Origin of the sequence: Marinomonas foliarum (genome assembly GCF_016906065.1) — a bacterium.
Taxonomy (GTDB): Bacteria; Pseudomonadota; Gammaproteobacteria; order Pseudomonadales; family Marinomonadaceae; genus Marinomonas; species Marinomonas foliarum.
On the sequence record NZ_CP070273.1, the window covers coordinates 2,791,338 to 2,810,797 of the forward strand.

Consider the following 19,460-nt stretch of genomic DNA (forward strand, 5'->3'; position numbering starts at 1 on the left):
ACAAAAGGTGCACAATTTCACCTGTTATCCAAAGATGCCTGAAAGGTCTGATGAATTCAATCGAAGATACATATTAGTTAGCACATATATTAGGATAAACACTTGAATCAAAGTAATCGTTTTTTTGCAAAATTGTTCGATGCTAACCGCATGAAAAAGCATGTTTTTTGGCTATATATCGTTATTTTTATTGTCTCTTCATTATCTATTTGGAAGGGCGGGGAAGCGTTACGAAATCAACAAATTAAAGAGTTGCGGATTGATTCTTTTGAACAGCTAAATCAGCTTGCCAGTGTGTTAGAAAGTGCGATTGCTAAATATCAACACATGCCGACATTATTGGCGTCCAACGATCGTGTCAGCAAAGCGCTCCGAGATGGTTTTGAGTCGGATATTAATCAGCTTAACCGTGAATTGGAGCAAATCAACCGCATTACAGAAGCGTCTGATAGCTATATTTTGGATACTGATGGCTTGACTATTGCCGCTTCTAACTACCGTGAAGACGCTAGTTTTGTCGGGCGTAATTTTGCTTTTCGCCCTTATTTTAAAGATGCTATTCAAGGTAAACCGGGGCGTTATTATGCACTTGGTACAACGTCCAACCGCCGTGGTTATTATTTCTCATACCCTGTTTATGAGGGCGATTCTGTTATTGGTGTCGCGGTTGTAAAAGTCGATTTAACGCAGTTTGAAAAGCGTTTCGCGAATCAACATTATGAATTCTTATTATTAGATCCAGACGGTATTGTGTTTAGTAGTTCTCGGTCTAATTGGCTGTACCGAGTATTAGGAGAGTTGTCTCATACTGAACTCCAGCGTATTGCCGACTCGCAACGCTATTTTGGTAAATCCATTGAAAAACTAGCGATTGTCTATCAGAAGCCGTTTGACGAGAAATCTCAAGAAATTGATATGTTAGAAAATACTCTCATCAACGGAGTTGAGGTATTACAAAGGCAGTCTTTTTTACGCATGAGTCGTCCCATTCGATTGTTGGACTTTAAAATATCTATATTGGCGCCGTTGAAAACCATCAACGAAGAAATTTCTTTGTGGCGCGCGATTTTTGCAGGTGGTGTGACCATCACAGGTTTGTTATTTGGGCTTGCTCTGCTGCGCAGCCGTATGTTGCGTGAGCGCTCAGATGCCAATGAAATGACGCGCCACAATCAGGCCTATATTCGCGAAGTGATACAAAATACTCAGGCGGGTTTGGTGACCTTAGATGAACATCATAAAATAGAGTCCTTCAACCCAGCGGTTGAAAAGTTGGTAGGACAACCATTGGCGCCTTTAGTTGGACAGCCTTTGGATATGCTATTTCAACCCTATGATAAAGGCACACCTGTGGCGTCCTCTCAGGATGATCTTTTAACTGTAGCTAATGACCTAGGGATTAAAGTACTTACCTGTGAAGGGTATCTGTGCTATTCAGATCAAGCTGTAGCTGTAGAGATGACCCTGTGTCAGATGCAATTACCGAATCGTCTAAGTTATTTGGTTACTTTCCATGACATGACAGAGCGTAAGCGCTTTGAACAAGATATTACTCAGGCTAGAATCGAACTTGAAGAGCGAGTAAAGGAGCGTACCTTTGAATTGCAAGATGCTAACACTCGGCTTCGTCAAGAAATTGAGGAGCATAAAGGCACCCAGAGAGAGCTTATTCAAACTGCAAAATTAGCAGTGTTAGGGCAATTAAGTGCGGGTTTGAATCATGAGTTAAACCAACCATTAACAGCTATTCGAGCTTTTGCAGGCAATGGTTTAAAGTTTTTGGATCGTGGTCAATACGAGCAGGCCCACGTTAATTTACAGCACATAAGCCAACTAGGTCACCACATGGGTGACATTATTGCGCGCTTTAAAGTGTTTGCCCGCAAAGGTGATGTTCAGCAAGGTCCAATAGCTGTTCAAACGGCTATAATGGGAGCACTTAAAATCATGACCCCACGTTATAAGGAAGTGGGCATTGAATTGGTAGTGGCTGAAGATCAAGATTTTATCGTGAATGGCGATATGGTCTTTTTAGAGCAAGTCTTGGTGAATTTATTAGCCAATGCTGCCGATGCTATTTTAGAAGATTCAAATAATGAGCGTAGAGTATTTATCAAACAAAAAGCCACGCAAGATCAGATCGTTATTTGTGTACAAGACACAGGGAACGGCTTGAGTGAAGAAGCTACCAAACACCTTTTTGAACCATTTTTTACTTCCAAATCGTCAGGATTAGGCTTGGGCTTAGGGTTATCTATTAGCCAGCGAATTGTAGACGTGATGGGAGGTCAAATTGTTGCTCAAAACCTGACCAAAGGCGGTGCTGAGTTTTGTGTTAGTCTACCTCGCTTTAAGCATCAGTCATCTCAGTCTCTTATAGCAGAGGAACCCTAATGCCAGACAGTAAGAAAGTAATATTAATTGATGATGAGCAAGCCGTTCGGATTGCGATTTCTCAGACTTTACAGCTGGAAGACTTCGATGTTGCTGAGTTTGCTTCGGCGCAAGGCGTCATTGAAAAGCTTTCTCTTGATTGGTCTGGTGTGATTGTCAGCGATATTAATTTGCCCGGTAAAAGTGGTTTAGAATTATTTGAAGACGTTAAAAAAATAGACGCGGAAATTCCTTTTATTCTCATTACGGGGCACGGTGATATCAGCATGGCGGTGAGTGCCATTCGCGATGGCGCTTATGATTTTATTGAAAAGCCTTTTTCCAATGAAGATTTTCTAGACGTAGTACGCCGAGCCTCAGAAAAGCGACAACTTACTTTAGAGAACCGCAATTTACGTTTGGAATTGGCGGCGCAAAATGCCCCTGGACCACGGATTATTGGTAATACGCCAGGCATCCATCGTCTGCGTCAGGCGTTGTTGCATGTAGCTGATACCGGTGCGGATATTCTTATTCAAGGGGAAACGGGCACGGGCAAAGAGTTAGTGGCACGTTATATTCATGAACACAGCTCTCGCCGTGGTCATGCTTTTGTGGCAATTAACTGCGGCGCTGTGCCAGATTCTATAATGGAGTCTGAATTATTTGGTCATGAAAAAGGCGCATTTACGGATGCCAAGACGCAGCGTATTGGTAAGCTGGAACACGCCAACGGCGGAACTTTGTTTCTTGATGAAATTGAAAGCATGCCGATGTCTATGCAAATCCGCTTGCTGAGAGTGTTAGAAGAACGTCGCCTAGAGCGTTTAGGTTCTAACACGGCGATTGATCTGGATCTGCGTATTTTAGCCGCGACCAAGGTTGACCTCAAACAGCTAAGTGAAGGTGGAACCTTTCGTGAAGATTTGTACTATCGACTCAACGTTGTACGAGTCGATATTCCGCCGCTAAGAGAGCGCAAGGACGATATTTCTTTGCTCTGGCAGCATTTTTGTTTGGTGGCTATAGCCCAATATAAACGTGAGGCAGAAGCGCTTTCAGCCGCGCGAATGCACAGCTTGCTGAGCTACGATTGGCCGGGGAATGTCCGTGAGTTACGTAACCTAGCCGAGCGATATGTGCTGATGGGTGAGGCGGGGTCTTTCGAGTTTGATCAGATCATTATCAATGAAAACAACCCAGGCGTGATGACGCTCCCTGAGCAATTAGAGCGCTTTGAAAAAACCTTGTTAGAGCAAGAATTGCTGCGTCAAAAAGGTTCCATCAAAGGGACGATGGATGCACTTGGTTTACCGCGTAAAACGCTTTACGACAAGATGCGTAAGTACGATCTTGATAAAGATATTTATAAGCAATAATTTTCTGTATCACGAATAAGAATAGGGTGGCTGAGATTTCAGACGCCCATTTTGCTATCCTACCGCCTTTATTTCATGTGATTTCCTGTCGACGATATGAATTTAACAGCACTGCTTTTTGATCAAGTGTCTCCGCACTTATTTATCCTTCTTGTTATTGTGTCTGGATTAACGTCTTTTTTTACCGCCAGTTTTGGGGCGGGGGGTGGCGTTATGTTGCTTGGCGTGATGGCGCAGGTGTTACCGCCACAGCTTATTATTCCACTGCATGGCGTGGCTCAGCTTGGCTCAAACGCTGGTAGAGCGGCGATGAGCTGGCGTCATATTGACTGGAAGCTAATAGCAACATTTGTTCCAGGCGCCTTGTTGGGAGCTTTTATTGGCAGTTTTGTCTTGGTTTCGCTACCACCTGCTATTATGTATTTAACGATTGCGTTATTTATTTTGTATTTATGCTGGGGGCCAAAGCTACCAAAAATGGTGCTTGGTCCTTGGGGAACCGTCATTGCAGGCGGTGTGACGACCTTTATTACTTTGTTTGCTGGCGCAACGGGGCCGTTAGTGGCCGCTTTTATCAAGCAAATTCACGCTGACCGTTTTCGAACTGTTGCCACATTTGCGGCCGCGATGTCGTTACAGCATGTGCTGAAAATTACAGTTTTTGAAGTCGCTGGATTTCCGCTAGTTGATTGGTTGCCTTTACTGTTTTGTATGGTTATTAGCGGCGCAGTAGGTACTTGGGTTGGGCTTAAAGTACTAAAGCGTATGCCTGATCGTCATTTTCATCGAATTTTTAATATAGTGTTAACCGCTATGGCGTTAAGGTTGGTTTGGCAGTCCATTGCCTTACTATAACCTATTGAGAATGTTTGCTTTTAATCCCCTAACACCAAGCCTTCTCGTCTTGGGTCCGCGCCACCAGCTAAACCATTCGGCTGAATAACGATACCTTGCACTCCGGAATTTAAATCCTGTACCGACACCTTGTAGCCCATTTTCTTGAGCGCACTTTCGTATGATGCGGCTTGTGTACCTTTTTCTAAATCAAAGGTACCGAATCGATTCAGCATATTTGGCAAGTTAATGGCTTGTTGAATATCCATGCCCCATTCAAGGTGCGCGATAAGCGTCTTGGCCACGTAACCAATAATACGGGAGCCGCCAGGGGAACCAACTACCAAATAAGGTTTGTTGTCTTTCATCACAATGGTTGGCGACATAGAAGAACGAGGGCGTTTACCCGGTTCTAAACGGTTAGCAATCGGGTAGCCATCTTGGTGAGATTTAAAAGAGAAGTCTGTCAGCTCATTATTTAGCAAAAAACCATTGCTCATCATATTTGAGCCAAAAGCATTTTCAATTGTGGTGGTTACAGAGACGGCATTACCGTCTTTGTCGACAATAGAAATATGGCTGGTGGAAGGCAGTTCAATCGCTATGTCATTGGCTTGCTTGATCGGATGGCGCCATTCTGGCTCGCCAGCCTCAACACTCTCTAATGCTTTGTTTTTCGTGATGAGCTTGGCTCGTTCGGCCAAATACGATTTGTCTAATAAGCCTTGAGGCATCGGGACAAAGTCAGTGTCTGCCATGTAACGACCACGGTCGGCAAAGGCAAGGCGAGATGCTTCCCCAATTATTTGCCAAGCTTCTGGTGAGTTAGGGCCTAAAGCTGCAAGGTCGAATTGCTCAGTAATTCCGAGAATTTGCCCAACAGTTAAGGCGCCAGAGCTTGGTGGCCCCATGCCGCAAATGTCATATTCTTTATAAGGTAAACAGATAGGTGGGCGCTCTTTTATACGATAACTAAGGAAGTCCTGCTCTGACAGAACTCCTGGGTTGTCTATGGCGCCACGTACCGATGAAACAATATTTTTTGCGATTTTCCCTGTGTAAAACTCATCGGCTCCATACGTCGAAATAAAACGTAAGGTGTCATAATATTGGGTATTGGTTAATCGAGTGCCGGCTTGGACGGGTGTATTATCTAAATTGAAGAAGTAGCCTTTTGTTGATGGGTAGCGAGATAGACGCTCAGCGCTGCTCTGGATAGCATTTGCCAAGCGAGGAGACACGATAAAACCCTTCTGAGCCAGCTCTGTGGCTGGCGCTAATAAATCTTGCCAAGGTAAAGTGCCATAGCGTTTATGTAAGTCACCCATGAGTTTAACTGTTCCTGGAGTACCAACAGAACGACCACCTACTACAGCGTCATAGAAGGCTAAAGGCTTGCCGTTTTCATCTTGAAACAGCTCGGGAGAGGCCTCTTGCGGTGCAGTTTCTCGGCCATCAAAGGTAGTGAGTTTCTGATTAGCTGCATCGTAATATACTGCAAAAGCGCCTCCTCCTAATCCGGATGATTGAGGCTCAACCAAGCCAAGAACCATTTGTACTGCAACTAGGGCGTCAATCGCTGATCCGCCAGCTTTGAGAATATCATAGCCTACTTTGCTGGCTTCTGGGTTAGCTGTCGCCACCATGAACTTTTCTGCGTGAGCTAAGGTTTTATCTTCTATGCCGTTGGCTCCTTCTGGAGCAACGGTATCGGCGGCTTGCTCTGCTGCGAGAGCAAAAGAACCAAAAGTAAGTAAGGGAATAAGACGGAATGTTTTTAACCAACGGGTTGATAGCATCATTAAAATCCTTATAGATGCAAATGAATGATAAATGCTTTACTCCATCAGAACAAAAAACAGCCATAGAGTGAAGAGGAAAAAGTGCTGTAAAGTTGTAAACAATAAACAAAAAAAACGCCCCGAAGGGCGTCAAAATTTATGAATGTTTTCGTACATTATTAAGTGCGCTTTGGAATTAAATCGTTATTGAATGATTTCAGGTCCCATGATGCTGTACGGCAATGCAGTAGAAAGAGCTGGGATGTAAGTTACCATCACTAAGAACACCATCAATACTAATACAAATGGCATGGCCGCTTTTACGACACGCGCCAAACTCATACCAGTGATGCCGGAGGTAACAAATAGGTTCAAACCAATTGGTGGCGTGATCATACCGATTTCCATGTTTACCACCATGATGATACCAAGGTGAATCGGGTCAACACCTAGCTCCATTGCAATTGGGAATACAACAGGCGCTACGATAACCAAAAGACCCGATGGCTCCATAAACTGACCGCCAATTAGCAACAATATGTTTACAGCGATTAGGAAGGTAAACCAGTTAAAGCCAACACCAAGCATCCACTCTGTGATCATTTGCGGAATACGTTCTGCAGACAAGGTGTGAGCAAACAGCAAAGCGTTTGCGATGATAAACATCAGCATGATGGTTGTCTTAGTGCCTTCTAACATAACTTTTCGAGATTCTTCGCCAAACAAAGAAGGAAAAAAGCCACGTAGCATCATAGACAAGTTTCGCCCCCAAATAGGCACACCTGCAGACAAGCATTTACCAACGGATTCTTCTATTTTACTAGAACGTTTGTAAACATAGAAAATCGCCAAGGCAACGGACATTATAGCGCCCCAAATAGCACGGTCACCGCCGGTCACTGTTTCGCTGTCTGCGAACACGAAAAAGGACATGATTTCCCACACTAGGAAGAAGGACACACCATAAACGGTACCATTAAAACCAACTCGAGCATGCGGAGCATCGTTGTCGTTTGTCCATGTTTTACCTTTTAATGGGCCCATATCGCGGTAAACAAACAGTGCGATAAACATAGAGTACACAGCAGCAACAACAGCGGCTTCAGTAGGAGTGAATACACCACCATAAATACCGCCCATGATGATAACAACTAGGAACAAGCCCCAGCCTGCTTCTTTACCACCACGAATAAGATGGCCAAAACCTTTCCACTCTTCAGCAGGTAGCTTTTTGATACGTGCAACCACATAGATTGCTAGCATCAACATACCGCCAGCCATTAAGCCAGGGATAACACCCGCCAAAAACATACGACCAACAGATACGTCAACGGATGCCGCGTACACTACCATTACAATGGATGGTGGGATCAAAATACCCAAGGTACCTGCATTGGCAATGATGCCAGCTGCGAATTCTTTTGAGTAACCTACTTGTGTCATACCCGCAATGGCAATCGTACCTATGGCAACAACGGTTGCTGGAGAGGATCCAGACAAGGCTGCGAACATCATACATGCCAATACCGATGCCATCGCCAAGCCACCACGGAAGTGACCAACGCTGGCAATGGCGAAGTTAATCAAACGCTTCGCTACGCCGCCGGTCGACATGTAAGACGAGGCAATGATGAAAAATGGAATAGCGAGCAAGGTATAGTGCTGACCAGCACCAAACAGAGAGATCGCCACAGATGACAGAGAGTCATGTGAGAAGAAAGTAATAAATAGTATGGACGATAAGCCCAATGAAATACCAACCGGCAAGCCGATAAACAGCAGGATTAGTACCAATGAAAATAGAATGATTGATTCCATAATTAAGCTCCTACGCCTAGTCTTTCAAGACGTTTTGATTTTCTTTAACAAGATCTTGTGCTTCATGGCCACTGATCAACATTGCACGTTTGCCACGAGCGATATCGATAAAGGCTTGCAGAGATCGATAAGAAAGTAGAGCCAAACTAATTGGCAGAATAACAAGAACAATCCAACGGTGAACGCGTGGGCGCAAACCAAACATTTCTTGTACGAATTCAGGGTAACGGAGTTCTTCTGAACCTATGCCAATTTTGAACATTTTCAACCAATATTCGATTGCGCCACCGCTCACATCAACACCTAGCATTGCTAACCAAGTTGAGTCGAGCAAGATAAGTCCGTATAGCATAGCGGCCGCTGCGCCAAACAAAGACATAGCTTTTGTTACTGGCTTTGGAACTGCATTCAAAACGATATCGACACCTAAGTGAAGGCCAGTTTTGATACCGTAGCTCATGCCCAATAGGATTAACCAAGAGAAGGCGACTGTATTGAATTCAAGTGCAGCATCCCAGCCCGTGTTAAACCCATAACGAGCAATAACCTGTCCGAACGATACCGCCATGATTGAGGAGATAACGATCATTAGTAGATTTTCTTCAGCCCGTTCCATGACTTTTGGGAAGCGTTTCTCTAATGCCCAAAGAATAATAATAAAAATAAGTAAATAAAGGTGCGGCCAAAGTGCCATGGGGGTCTCCTTAACTAAGTGGACCAGAACAAATTAATAAGCAGGTTAGTGGTGCATTTGGTCGGTTTTGGGAGGTAATCTGCTCGGAGCAGATTAAGCCAAGAAAAAACCAGATGAAAACCACAGAAGCTGACCCTTTCGGGTCAGCTTACTGCTGGGTAAAAAAGAATTAAGCGCCGGCAGCAGCGTTAATCAAATCTTTACCGATGTAGCTTTCAAACTGCTTCCAAACAGGCTTCATAGTATCGACCCATTCTTGGCGCTGGGCTGGCGAAAGGGTATTGATCTTGCCGCCAGCTTTTAGAATGTTTTCACGGTTAGCCGCTTCTGCTGCTTTTACATTCAAGTTGGCTGCTTGTGTCACTTCATCAGCAATTTGAGTAAATTGAGCGCGGTCTTCAGGAGAAAGGCTTTGCAAAAACTCAGAAGACGTCATAAACAAGTAAGCTAACAACTGGTGGTTGGTTTCAGTTGTACTGTCTTGTACTTCGTAGAATTTTTTCGTGTAGATGTTTGACCAAGTGTTTTCTTGTCCATCTACAACACCTGTTTGCAAGGCGCCGTATACTTCGGAAAATGCCATTGCTTGAGGCGAAGCGCCCATTGCTGCAATCATTTGTTTTGCAACATCAGATGTTTGTACACGGAATTTCATGCCTTCTGCATCGCTAGGAACCAAAAGAGGTTTGTTGGCAGAAAAATACTTCATACCAGACATCCAGTAGCCTAGACCAACAAAGCCAGCGTACTCATCCATTTCGGTAAGTAGCTTTTTGCCTTCTGGTGTTTTAGTGAAGCGGATGGCGTGGTCCATATCTTTAAAGATGAAAGGTAGATCAAATACACCATATTTATCAGTGTAAGAACCGAACTTCGATAGTGAAGGGGCAAGTAGTTGAACGTCACCTAGAAGTAGCGCTTCAAGTTCTTTTGAATCACCAAACAATGTGGAGTTAGGGAAAACTTCAACACACAATTTGCCGTTCATTTCTTTATTTACGCGGTCTGCGAAGTTATTTGCAGCAACCACTTTAGGGTGAGTAGTACCACCAGTTACGTGGCTGAATTTAACAACACGCTCACCTGAATCACAGTTTGCTACCGCTGTACCAGCAGAAAGAGCAAGAGCTAAAGATGTAAGAGCAAGGCTGATTTTTTTCATTGTTATAAGACTCCAAAAACTGAATTATTATTGTTTACCTGGTTTTTAGCCTGATATTTCTCTAAGTCCATATCGGAGGCAGGCAGAGCAAAACAGGTGGTGCTTATCATACTGTTTACACAATCCGTGCCAAATCTTTAGATTTATTCTAACTGTATGAATTTATTGAGTTAAATTTATTCTTAGCAATTTTGGTGAAGATCTTTAATCATTTAATCGGGGGGATTGCACACATGAAATAGATTTAAATGGGTGGTTGGCCACCCATTTTATGAGTGAACAGTTGAAAGGAGTTTTTTGAAACTCTGGTGCATGGCTTTCTTACCGGATAGGTTCGAACTTTGACGTGTTTGTTCAGTATTTCTACCTAATGCCGCTTCTAACAACAGCTGATGACTTGGCTCTGTAGGTGTTAATTGACCCTGTAAGGCAAGATTGAATGTCGCCTTGAGGAAAGTGGGTCGAATACTGTCAAAAGGACGGTGATATTCTACAAATAGCGCAATATTGTGAGAATCTTGCTGTGTTAGCTTAACGAAATGCGGTACTTCGGTCTGATGGAAAGAGTACTGTCTCAAAATAAGTAAAATTAACTCAATAGATAAATCGGCATATTGTAAAAGTAGGTTCATTGAGAATTGCTCCATAAACCCTGAATGCCATTTCGCTGCTTGCTGAGTGGCTAGCTTTGTTAGTGGTTTTACCATCATGATTGAGTAACTGCCGCTAGCTTGATCTTTTGCTGTTCCCAATCGAACTGGTAGGTAACCATTTTTGAGCCAAAAAGACACTACATCGGGTGTCGCTGCAAAACTGGAGCATAAAAAATCACAGCGTTTATTTGCCGACTCTTCTATGTAGCTCAGCAGCTGACTTGCTAACCCCGTGTTTTGCTGAGACTGTTCTGTTGCAATACGGCTGATACGCCAGTAGCCGTACTGTCCAGCGTTTTCTAGCCCTTCGTGAGCGAGCAACGATTGCGGTACTAAGTGTCCCCGAGGACGGCGTTTTCCTTGCATTACCGCTAGACTCAAGTCTTCTGGTAAATGTCCCTCTTCAGTTACTATTGCAACGCTGTGTATTTGCTCTGCTGTCATCGAAATAAAGCTGGTTACGGATGGGTCATCTAATATCCAGCGCAAGTTATCTGCTGACGTTTGATAGTGGGCGCTTACTAATAATTGGAAAGTATCGTTGAGTAAGTCGGAGTTTTCTAACCAGTTTTTACCAGTGAGTATTTTTTTTGCGGTTGTGCCATTGGGTGGCTTAACTGAAACACTGGTATTTACTATCTGCTCTACTTGCTCTTTAGGTGCTAGCAAGAGCGTGTTGTTTATCCAGTTTTCCAGTGGGTCATTTTCCCCCCATCGAATAGGTTGGCTTAAAACAAGCTGTTGTAACGCCAATGACTTGGTGGTTTTTTGTGATGCTAGATGTCGGCAGAAACGAATTCCAAAGCCTTTCCCTGAGCCTTCGTAACCATAATTCGTTGTACTAAACAGGCAGTGATTGGCTTTTTGGTTTAATGCCATTAGCAAAGGTAACGGGATCATTGAGGCTTCATCTACAAACAGAAAATCCCAATACGTTGAATCATCTACTAGAGCGTCAGGAGCATAGAAAGGCAGCTCGGCGTTGGACGATCCAAGGAGGCTTTCAAACCGAGCTTTTAGACTCACAATGGCATCTTGGTTGGGCGCAGTAATTGCTACACGTTTCCCCGCTTTTAAAAGCTTGGCCAAGCTATCACCTAGTAAGGTGGATTTCCCGCGGCCACGAGGCGCAATCAATACGTAAGATTGTGCTTGTTCAGCAAATAAACATGATTGAGCACTTGATTGTTCTGGTGTTAGTGGCGCATTGGCATTCAGAGGGGGCAGTTCTGGTAACGAGGAGACTTGCTGAGGCTCTAGCCATTGAAAAGGCGAAGTGCTTTTTAAGTGTTCGAGTAGATACTGTTTGAAATTTGAATAAACCTGTTCAGGCTCGTATGGCCAAGGCAAGTAACGAGATAGCTCTTGGTCGGCCATTTTCAACCAGTCTTGGTTTGGTAAAGCGATAGCAAAAAGGCCATTGCCACGAACTGTGCCCGATAAAATAGCTAGGCCACCTGCTGAGACTCCTTGGGTTAAATCCACTAAAACTGCGTCATAATTACTGCCGAGCTCTTGTCTAGTGTGTTTAAAAGAGCGAGTTTTAACTTGCTTTGTTTTCAAGAGTGGAACAAGTAATTCGTCATATTGACTCACATCATGAGCAGCAATAAGCGGTGCAGAGAAATTTTTACACAGACGAAGAAACTCTGACAAAACCTCGCAAAGCGAGCCTTTTAAAATAAAGCAATGGCGGTGGTAGTCAGACATATAAATAAAATTTCCTTGTGGTCACACTATCATACTGTGACCACAAGGAAGTGCCAACGAATGCTGATGCAAAGTTGGTTGTTTTTTCAAAGGTTATTTTTTCAAAGTGAAGATTGCCAAGTCTTTTTGTAACTGAGAGGCCAATTCACGGATATGTTGGCTGTGCTCTTGGGAGGTATTGGCAAGTCCAAGGGTGGCAATAGCCGACTGCTGAAGCTCTTCCGCGTTTTGATTAATCTGTGTTGAAGCGACACTTTGCTCTTCCGTTGCCGCTGCAACATTATTTATACCCATTTCGACGTTTAGCATCGATTGATAAATCTTCGTTAAAAGACTATGAGCATAATTCGCTTGTTGTACGCTGTTGTCGACTTGGTTACGGCCTTGCTCCATGTCATTTACCGCAGATCGGCTATTGCTTTGCAATTTCTCAACCACATTGCGAATTTCTTCAGTAGATTGCTGTGTGCGTTGTGCAAGCACTCGTACCTCATCAGCAACAACCGCAAATCCACGTCCTTGTTCGCCTGCACGGGCTGCTTCAATAGCAGCATTAAGAGCAAGCAAGTTGGTTTGTTCGGCAATATTGCTGATGACAGTAACAACATCTCCAATATTTTTTGAACTTTCTTCTACTTGCTGAATGGTGTCCGAGGCTTGGCTAAACGCTGAAGATAGGGCGCTTACTGTCTCTTCTACAGTTTGTACTGCGCTGTTACCATCTTCTGTTAGCTTTCTGGCGTTAATCGATTCTTCAGACACTTGGTTAGAGCTTTGAGCTACTTCTTGAATAGAGGTTGCTATCTGTGTGATAGCAGACCCAACCTGGGCGCTAGAATCTTGGCTCTCTGTAGCGCTTTGGCGCAAGTTAGTATTAGCGTTGGAAATGCCTTCCGTTGATGCCAGTAATTCCTGACTGGAGCGTAAAATGTTCTTAACAAGATTAATTAAGTTATCACGCATTCGAATCGAGTCGTTTTGTAATAAGTCGATTTCGTTTTTGCTGTCTGAATCTTTTTTCTGTTCAAAGCGGAAAGACAGATTGCCTTTACCTAACTGATTCAGCGCAGAAGATATTTCTTTTAACGGTGCTAAGGAATAGCGGATAAACCACCATAATACGACGCTCAAGACTAGTGCCGCTATTACGCATACACCAATAATCGCCCAAATGATGCCATTAATTTCTTCTTGATATTCATCGTTATAGGATTTCAACGTGACTACCCAGTTCCAGCCCTTTACATGCTGATAAACCGCTTTTGATGAACGTGCCTTGTCACCTTTGCCGGCAATTTTTAATGCATAAGACACGATGCCGCTGTCTTCTTGATACATTTTTTTAAAGGTATCTTTTAATTCAGGGAATTCCGTATAGAGATTCTTTCCCGCCAAGCTTGGGTGAATAAGTAGGGTTGCCTCATTACTGCCAGTGTCAGTGACGTAAATGTAACCGCTTTTTCCAAATTGCATGGCATTAATTGATTTGGCGGACGATTCAAGAATTGCGGAATAAGGAATAAGCAGTTCAATCATCAAGTTTGGGTTATTGGGAATATTCTCATAATGGCTAATGTATTTCTTGTTCCACAACAGTGTTTGAGCAATCTGGGCTGTGTTGGTTTGCTGGGCTTTTACAGCCGCGGGTATGTCAACAATACTACCTGCGGCGATACGATCCGTTGAGTCTTTTAGGGTAGTGCTCGCTCTTACCAAACCTTTAGTTGTTTTTACTAGCAAACTCGCTTCAAGTTGAGCGGAATGAGCAAAGTCGGTTAGAAATTTTGCGTTCTCATTAATGACTTGATTATTCAACGTTAGAGTAGGAGGTAGCTGATTATTGATAAGCGTAGTTTGCTCATTATCGATTGAGATAGATTCAAGTTGGTTGACTAAAATACCGCTGAAACGATTGGCCGTTTTGGTGAGAAGTTGATATTTGCTTTCTAGCTGCTCAGCCACAAGCGCGGCTTCTTTTTGTTGATGGCTGCTGACTATATCATTGATTTGGTAGCTAAATAATCGATCAATAATTAAAACAATCAAAGTGAATATTACGAGAATACTCATGAACGCACCAAAACTAAGCTGCTTTGGTAGCGAGGTTTTTTTAAAAACAGAAATCATATAGCAAAGAATCCTTGCAATTTTTTGGATAGGGAGGAATGTCCTGTATGAGACTTGTTTTTATTTTCGGTGAAAGATACATGTAAGAAGTGTTGGTTACAATTTCCTTACACTCTTCTTTTTGTGGCTTTTTGTGAGCGAAAAGAATCAAAGGTAAGAACCGATAATAGATAGGCTGTCTTTACGTATTAGAAAGTAGGCTTGTGAGTGTTTTATAACCACAAGGCTATAATTCTGACTTAAGCGTAGATAAATCTCTTTGTAAGCGATTGGTGAAGGTGCGAATTATATCGCTTTGTTCTTGTGGTATATCGGCTAGATACAAAATGACAGGCAGAGTTAAGGAAGGTGGATTTAAGCAAAGAAATAAGCGCCGAGTGATTCAGCGCTTATTTGGATGACATCGATGGTTTACGCAATAACAAATAAATCCATGAAGCGATTCACTGCCGTGCTTTCAAGAGCGGCTTGATCCTTGCAAAGCGTAAAAATGTTTTGGCATTGGCGGCTTGGGAAGCGTGTTGCCAAGTTGTTTTTAAACTTTTGTTCTAACAAAGGAATGCCTTCTTCACGACGGCGACGGTGTCCGACCGGGTATTCCACCACCACTTCTTCGGTACTGCTGCCATCTTTAAAGAGCACTTGAATTGCATTAGCAATAGAGCGCTTGTCGGCTTCTAAATATTCTGCGGTGAAGTGTTTGTCTTCGACGATCTCCATCTTGTTGCGCAGCTCATCGATGATTGGGTTGGCGGCATGAAAGTCATCTTCATAATGCTCGGCGATCAGATTACCAAACGCCAATGGCACCGCGGCCATGTATTGCAAGCAATGGTCACGATCTGCGGCATTCGCCAATGGGCCGGATTTGGAAATAATACGAATCGCCGATTCATGAGTACGAATAACGATTTTATCGATGTCGGCTAAACGGTCTTTCACAAGTGGATGCAAAATCACGGCTGCTTCAGCAGCGGTTTGAGCGTGAAACTCGGCTGGAAAAGATATCTTGAACAAGACGTTTTCCATCACGTATGAGCCATAATCTTGTGAGAAAGAAAACTCACGTTGGTCATCAGGCTTGATGGCTTGATCTTTGTTGGTTTTCGAGAAAGACACGTCATAAAAGCCCCATTGATCGGCCGTAAGCACACCGGGGATACCCATTTCGCCACGCATCGACATATCGGCCAAACGCACTGCGCGAGATGTGGCATCGCCCGCTGCCCAAGACTTACGCGAGCCAGCGTTTGGCGCGTGACGGTAAGTACGCAAAGCTGAGCCATCGACCCAAGCTTGCGAAATCGCCGCCATGATTTGCTCTCTGTCGCCGCCCATCATTTTAGTCACCACAGCCACAGAGGCTACGCGCACTAATAACACGTGACACAACCCTACGCGGTTGAACGAGTTTTCTAGGGCGATAACGCCTTGTATTTCATGGGCCATCACCATGGCTTCTAATACTTCACGCATGGTCATCGGGCTTTCGCCATTGGACAGTCGAACTTGTGAAAGGTGATCGGCGACAGCCAAAATGCCACCTAGGTTATCGGAAGGATGCCCCCATTCTGCCGCCAACCAAGTGTCGTTGTAATCTAACCAGCGAATGATACAACCAATATCCCACGCTGCTTTTATAGGGTCGAGGGACAAAGACGTACCTGGAACGCGAGCACCATTTGGCACTACTGTGCCTTGTACTATGGGGCCAAGATGTTTGGTACATTCTGGAAAGCGTAGGGCAAGCAAACCACAGCCCAAGGTATCCATTAAACAGTTACGTGCTGTGTCGAGGGCTTCTTGGCTTTCGACTTTAAAGTTCAGTACATAATCCGCGATATCTTGGATAACTTGGTCGTAATCAGGGCGGTTGTTTAAATCTACATTGTTGCTCATTTCTTATCCTTAATTGCGCAAAGGTCTCATGTGTTTGTTTGTTTGTTTGTTTGTTTGTTTGTTGGACTAATGACGATCGTCGATATCCACCCACTCTGAATGATCTGGCCCTGTGTAATCAGCGCTAGGTCTAATAATGCGGTTTTTAGCTCGTTGTTCCATGACATGAGCGGCCCAGCCAGTGACACGGGAGCAAACAAAAATAGGCGTAAATAACTTGGTGGGAATGCCCATAAAGCGATAAGCGCTGGCATGGAAAAAGTCGGCGTTGCAGAAGAGTTTTTTCTCGCGCCACATGACGGCTTCACAACGTTCTGAGACCGCGTATAAGTGATCGTCACCGACGTCTTCGCTGAGCTTTTTGGCCCATTTTTTAATGATGTCATTGCGTGGGTCTCGCTCACTGTAAATAGCATGACCAAAGCCCATGACTTTTTCTTTATTGGCGAGTTTTTGCATCAAGGCCGCTTCGGCTTCGTCTGGGGTTTTCCATGGTTCTATCATGTCCATCGCTGCTTCATTGGCGCCACCATGAAGAGGCCCACGTAAGCTGCCAATACCGCCAGTGACGCAGGAAAACATATCAGACAAGGTAGAAGCGCAAACACGAGCGGTAAAGGTCGAGGCGTTAAACTCGTGTTCAGCGTACAAGATCAAAGAGGCGTTCATCACTTGGGTGTGAAGGGCGCTTGGTTCTTTGTCATGCAGCATGGTGAGAAAATGACCTGCCAAGGAAGGCACATTGGCATTGTGTGTATTCACGCGAACGCCATCGTGGCTGAAACGATACCAATAAACCACCATAGCTGGCAGCGTTGCGACTAATCGATCGGCACTATGTAACGCCAACGAAGGTTGTTTTTCAAAAGGCAGCTCAGGTTCAAGGTTGCCTAAAAAAGAACAACCTGTGCGCATCACATCCATTGGGTGAGCACTGGCGGGAATCAGTTCTAATACCGCTTTTAGCTCGTCAGGTAAGCTGCGCAAGCTCATTAATCTTTGTTCATAATCGTGCAGTTGAGTGCGATTAGGTAACTGACCATGCAACAAGAGATAAGCGACTTCTTCAAAGCTGGCTTTGTCTGCTAATACATCGATATCGTAGCCACGATAGGTTAATCCGGAAGCGGCTTTGCCAACGGTACAGAGTGCGGTTTCGCCTGCGCTTTGGCCACGTAGGCCTGCGCCAGAAAGTACTTTAGCCATTTTCCTACTCCTGTTCTTATTTTTTAGAGAAAAGTGCGTCTAATTTATCTTCGTATTCATGGTAGTTGAGAAATTCGTAAAGCTCGTTGCGAGTTTGCATTTCATCGACCACATTGCGCTGGTGGCCATCGTTTAATAAATGCTGATAGACATTGAGGGCTGCTTTGTTCATAGCGCGAAATGCGCTGAGCGGATAAAGCACCAAATCTACGCCAGCGCTGGCTAATTCTTCTTTACTAAACAGCGGTGTTGCACCAAATTCGGTGATGTTTGCCAATACAGGCACTTTCACCGCAGCGACAAATTCTTTGTATTGATCCAAGGTGATCATGGCTTCTGGGAAAATCATGTCCGCCCCAGCGTCCACACAAGCAATGGCGCGTTCGATGGCCGACTCCATGCCTTCTACAGCCAGAGCATCGGTGCGAGCCATGATGACAAAGTCGTCGTCAACTCGCGCATCTACGCAGGCTTTTACACGGTCGACCATTTCGTCTTGGCTGACAATGGCTTTATTGGGGCGATGACCACAGCGCTTTTGCTGGACTTGATCTTCAATATGCACCGCCGCCGCGCCGGCTTTTTCCATTTGTTGAATGGTTCTGGCGATGTTAAAGGCACCACCAAAGCCAGTGTCAATGTCGACTAATAGTGGCAAGTTAGAGGCAGACGTAATGCGTCTTACGTCTTCTAACACATCGTGTAAATCTGTCATGCCAAGGTCTGGCAAACCATAGGAAGCGTTCGCCACTCCACCGCCAGATAAATACAGCGCATGATGACCAGTTTGTTCTGCCATCATGGCGCAATAAGCGTTCACAGCGCCAACAACCTGCAGTGGCGATTGGGTTGCGACGGCTTGTCTAAAACGGGCGCCTGCTGAAAGTATTGTCATTATTTTCCTCTCTTTAGAACGATTTTAATTAACTACGGGAAGCGACAGAGGAATGCTCCATCGCTTGCTTTAATAGCTGGCTGGCGCGGCTGATGTGACGGCGCATGAGTAGTTCTGCGAGATCACCTTCGTGATTGGCAATCGCATCGAGAATGGCTTTGTGCTCTCGTAAGGCTTGGCGTGGATCGCTGCGTTGGTCGGCTGTGTGGCGACGATACATGCGAATCACTGCATACAGTTCTTCGGTCAATAAACGAATAAGCTTGGCGTTGCCGCTGGCGTGAATGATGCGTAAGTGAAAATCGTCGTTGCCGCCTTGTTGCACGTAATGTTCGTCTTGATTGGCATCTAGGTGTGCTTGGTGCTTATCGAGCAATGCATACAAGTTGTTTATTTCATCTGATGGCATCTTGCTGGCGGCTAAGCGAGCGGCCATGCCTTCTAATGCTTCTCGCATGGTGAAGGTGTCGAGCATATCTTGAGTGTTCAGTTCTATAACACGAGCACCCACATTGGCGGTGCGGGTGACAAGACCAAGACCTTCTAATTTCACGATGGCTTCTCTTAATGGCCCGCGGGAAACGCCATATTGTTTGGCGAGCTCTGGTTCAGATATCTTGCTCCCTTGGGGGATCTGTCCTTGCACAATGGCATTAGTGAGCTGTTGGGCGATGTCTTCAGACAGTGTCGCAGATTTGATAGAAATAAGGTTGTTCATAAGAAGACGAAATACTTTGTTGTTAACAATATTGCTAGTTATAGTCTGGTTTTAGCGGTTTATCAAGGTAGATTGTCGACAATAAATTGAATTTGCTCTTATCCTTTGGTCGTACTTAAGTGTTTTATCTAGATGTTGGAAACAGCTAACAGAATGTTTATTAAGGTGTTTTTTACCTTTATTTGTTTGAAATGCTGGGTTGGTGATAAAA

13 protein-coding genes are annotated in these 19,460 nt (G+C 44.3%); 3 read left to right on the top strand and 10 right to left on the bottom strand.

From position 1 onward, the window contains the following. The first annotated feature begins 102 nt into the window (after positions 1-102). The 3 genes from JSY38_RS12990 to JSY38_RS13000 all read left to right on the top strand — a co-directional run bounded on the left by JSY38_RS12990 (position 103) and on the right by JSY38_RS13000 (position 4,607). Positions 103-2,394: an ATP-binding protein gene (locus tag JSY38_RS12990; RefSeq protein ID WP_239543969.1), complete on the top strand. Its 2,292-nt coding sequence runs from the start codon at positions 103-105 to the stop codon at positions 2,392-2,394. Next, a complete protein-coding gene (locus tag JSY38_RS12995; protein ID WP_114412395.1) occupies positions 2,394-3,752 on the top strand; it encodes a sigma-54-dependent transcriptional regulator in 1,359 nt (452 codons plus the stop codon). The genes JSY38_RS12990 and JSY38_RS12995 overlap by 1 nt, the downstream gene beginning before the upstream one ends. 96 nt (positions 3,753-3,848) lie before the next feature. Beyond that, positions 3,849-4,607, top strand: a complete 759-nt coding sequence (locus tag JSY38_RS13000; protein WP_114412394.1) for a sulfite exporter TauE/SafE family protein — start codon at positions 3,849-3,851, stop codon at positions 4,605-4,607. A 20-nt stretch (positions 4,608-4,627) separates the two neighbouring features. On the opposite strand, the gene ggt is transcribed toward JSY38_RS13000, so the two are convergent. From ggt to JSY38_RS13050, 10 genes are all read right to left on the bottom strand, one after another. Continuing rightward, on the bottom strand, positions 4,628-6,388 hold the full coding sequence (gene ggt / locus JSY38_RS13005) for a gamma-glutamyltransferase (protein WP_205113546.1): 1,761 nt from the start codon (positions 6,386-6,388) through the stop codon (positions 4,628-4,630). A gap of 183 nt (positions 6,389-6,571) precedes the next feature. Continuing rightward, positions 6,572-8,185, bottom strand: coding sequence for a TRAP transporter large permease (locus JSY38_RS13010; RefSeq protein WP_114412392.1), 1,614 nt, complete (start codon positions 8,183-8,185; stop codon positions 6,572-6,574). A gap of 16 nt (positions 8,186-8,201) precedes the next feature. After that, the gene (locus tag JSY38_RS13015) at positions 8,202-8,879 is read right to left on the bottom strand and encodes a TRAP transporter small permease (RefSeq protein WP_114412391.1); all 678 of its coding nucleotides are present in this window, start codon (positions 8,877-8,879) and stop codon (positions 8,202-8,204) included. Between the two features lie 169 nt (positions 8,880-9,048). Further along, positions 9,049-10,041, bottom strand: a complete 993-nt coding sequence (locus tag JSY38_RS13020) for a TRAP transporter substrate-binding protein (protein WP_205113547.1) — start codon at positions 10,039-10,041, stop codon at positions 9,049-9,051. Between the two features lie 269 nt (positions 10,042-10,310). Further along, a complete protein-coding gene (locus JSY38_RS13025; RefSeq protein ID WP_205113548.1) occupies positions 10,311-12,404 on the bottom strand; it encodes a tRNA(Met) cytidine acetyltransferase TmcA domain-containing protein in 2,094 nt (697 codons plus the stop codon). A 93-nt stretch (positions 12,405-12,497) separates the two neighbouring features. Continuing rightward, a complete protein-coding gene (locus JSY38_RS13030) occupies positions 12,498-14,474 on the bottom strand; it encodes a methyl-accepting chemotaxis protein (protein WP_239543970.1) in 1,977 nt (658 codons plus the stop codon). A gap of 468 nt (positions 14,475-14,942) precedes the next feature. After that, the gene (prpD, locus tag JSY38_RS13035; RefSeq protein ID WP_205113550.1) at positions 14,943-16,430 is read right to left on the bottom strand and encodes a 2-methylcitrate dehydratase; all 1,488 of its coding nucleotides are present in this window, start codon (positions 16,428-16,430) and stop codon (positions 14,943-14,945) included. 66 nt (positions 16,431-16,496) lie between these two features. Then, the gene (prpC, locus tag JSY38_RS13040; RefSeq protein WP_205113551.1) at positions 16,497-17,636 is read right to left on the bottom strand and encodes a bifunctional 2-methylcitrate synthase/citrate synthase; all 1,140 of its coding nucleotides are present in this window, start codon (positions 17,634-17,636) and stop codon (positions 16,497-16,499) included. Between the two features lie 16 nt (positions 17,637-17,652). After that, a complete protein-coding gene (gene prpB / locus JSY38_RS13045) occupies positions 17,653-18,531 on the bottom strand; it encodes a methylisocitrate lyase (RefSeq protein ID WP_205113552.1) in 879 nt (292 codons plus the stop codon). 28 nt (positions 18,532-18,559) lie between these two features. Further along, complete coding sequence (locus JSY38_RS13050; protein ID WP_205113553.1) at positions 18,560-19,249, bottom strand: GntR family transcriptional regulator; 690 nt, start codon at positions 19,247-19,249, stop codon at positions 18,560-18,562. Positions 19,250-19,460: the final 211 nt, after the last annotated feature.

Excerpts from the sequence above, each read along its gene's own strand:
- JSY38_RS12995 (WP_114412395.1), top strand. The coding sequence starts at position 2,394 with ATGCCAGACAGTAAGAAAGTAATATTAATTGATGATGAGCAAGCCGTT.
- JSY38_RS13000 (WP_114412394.1), top strand. The coding sequence starts at position 3,849 with ATGAATTTAACAGCACTGCTTTTTGATCAAGTGTCTCCGCACTTATTT.
- ggt (WP_205113546.1), bottom strand. The coding sequence starts at position 6,388 with ATGATGCTATCAACCCGTTGGTTAAAAACATTCCGTCTTATTCCCTTA.
- JSY38_RS13010 (WP_114412392.1), bottom strand. The coding sequence starts at position 8,185 with ATGGAATCAATCATTCTATTTTCATTGGTACTAATCCTGCTGTTTATC.
- JSY38_RS13015 (WP_114412391.1), bottom strand. The coding sequence starts at position 8,879 with ATGGCACTTTGGCCGCACCTTTATTTACTTATTTTTATTATTATTCTT.
- JSY38_RS13020 (WP_205113547.1), bottom strand. The coding sequence starts at position 10,041 with ATGAAAAAAATCAGCCTTGCTCTTACATCTTTAGCTCTTGCTCTTTCT.
- JSY38_RS13025 (WP_205113548.1), bottom strand. The coding sequence starts at position 12,404 with ATGTCTGACTACCACCGCCATTGCTTTATTTTAAAAGGCTCGCTTTGC.
- JSY38_RS13030 (WP_239543970.1), bottom strand. The coding sequence starts at position 14,474 with ATGAGTATTCTCGTAATATTCACTTTGATTGTTTTAATTATTGATCGA.
- prpD (WP_205113550.1), bottom strand. The coding sequence starts at position 16,430 with ATGAGCAACAATGTAGATTTAAACAACCGCCCTGATTACGACCAAGTT.
- prpC (WP_205113551.1), bottom strand. The coding sequence starts at position 17,636 with ATGGCTAAAGTACTTTCTGGCGCAGGCCTACGTGGCCAAAGCGCAGGC.
- prpB (WP_205113552.1), bottom strand. The coding sequence starts at position 18,531 with ATGACAATACTTTCAGCAGGCGCCCGTTTTAGACAAGCCGTCGCAACC.
- JSY38_RS13050 (WP_205113553.1), bottom strand. The coding sequence starts at position 19,249 with ATGAACAACCTTATTTCTATCAAATCTGCGACACTGTCTGAAGACATC.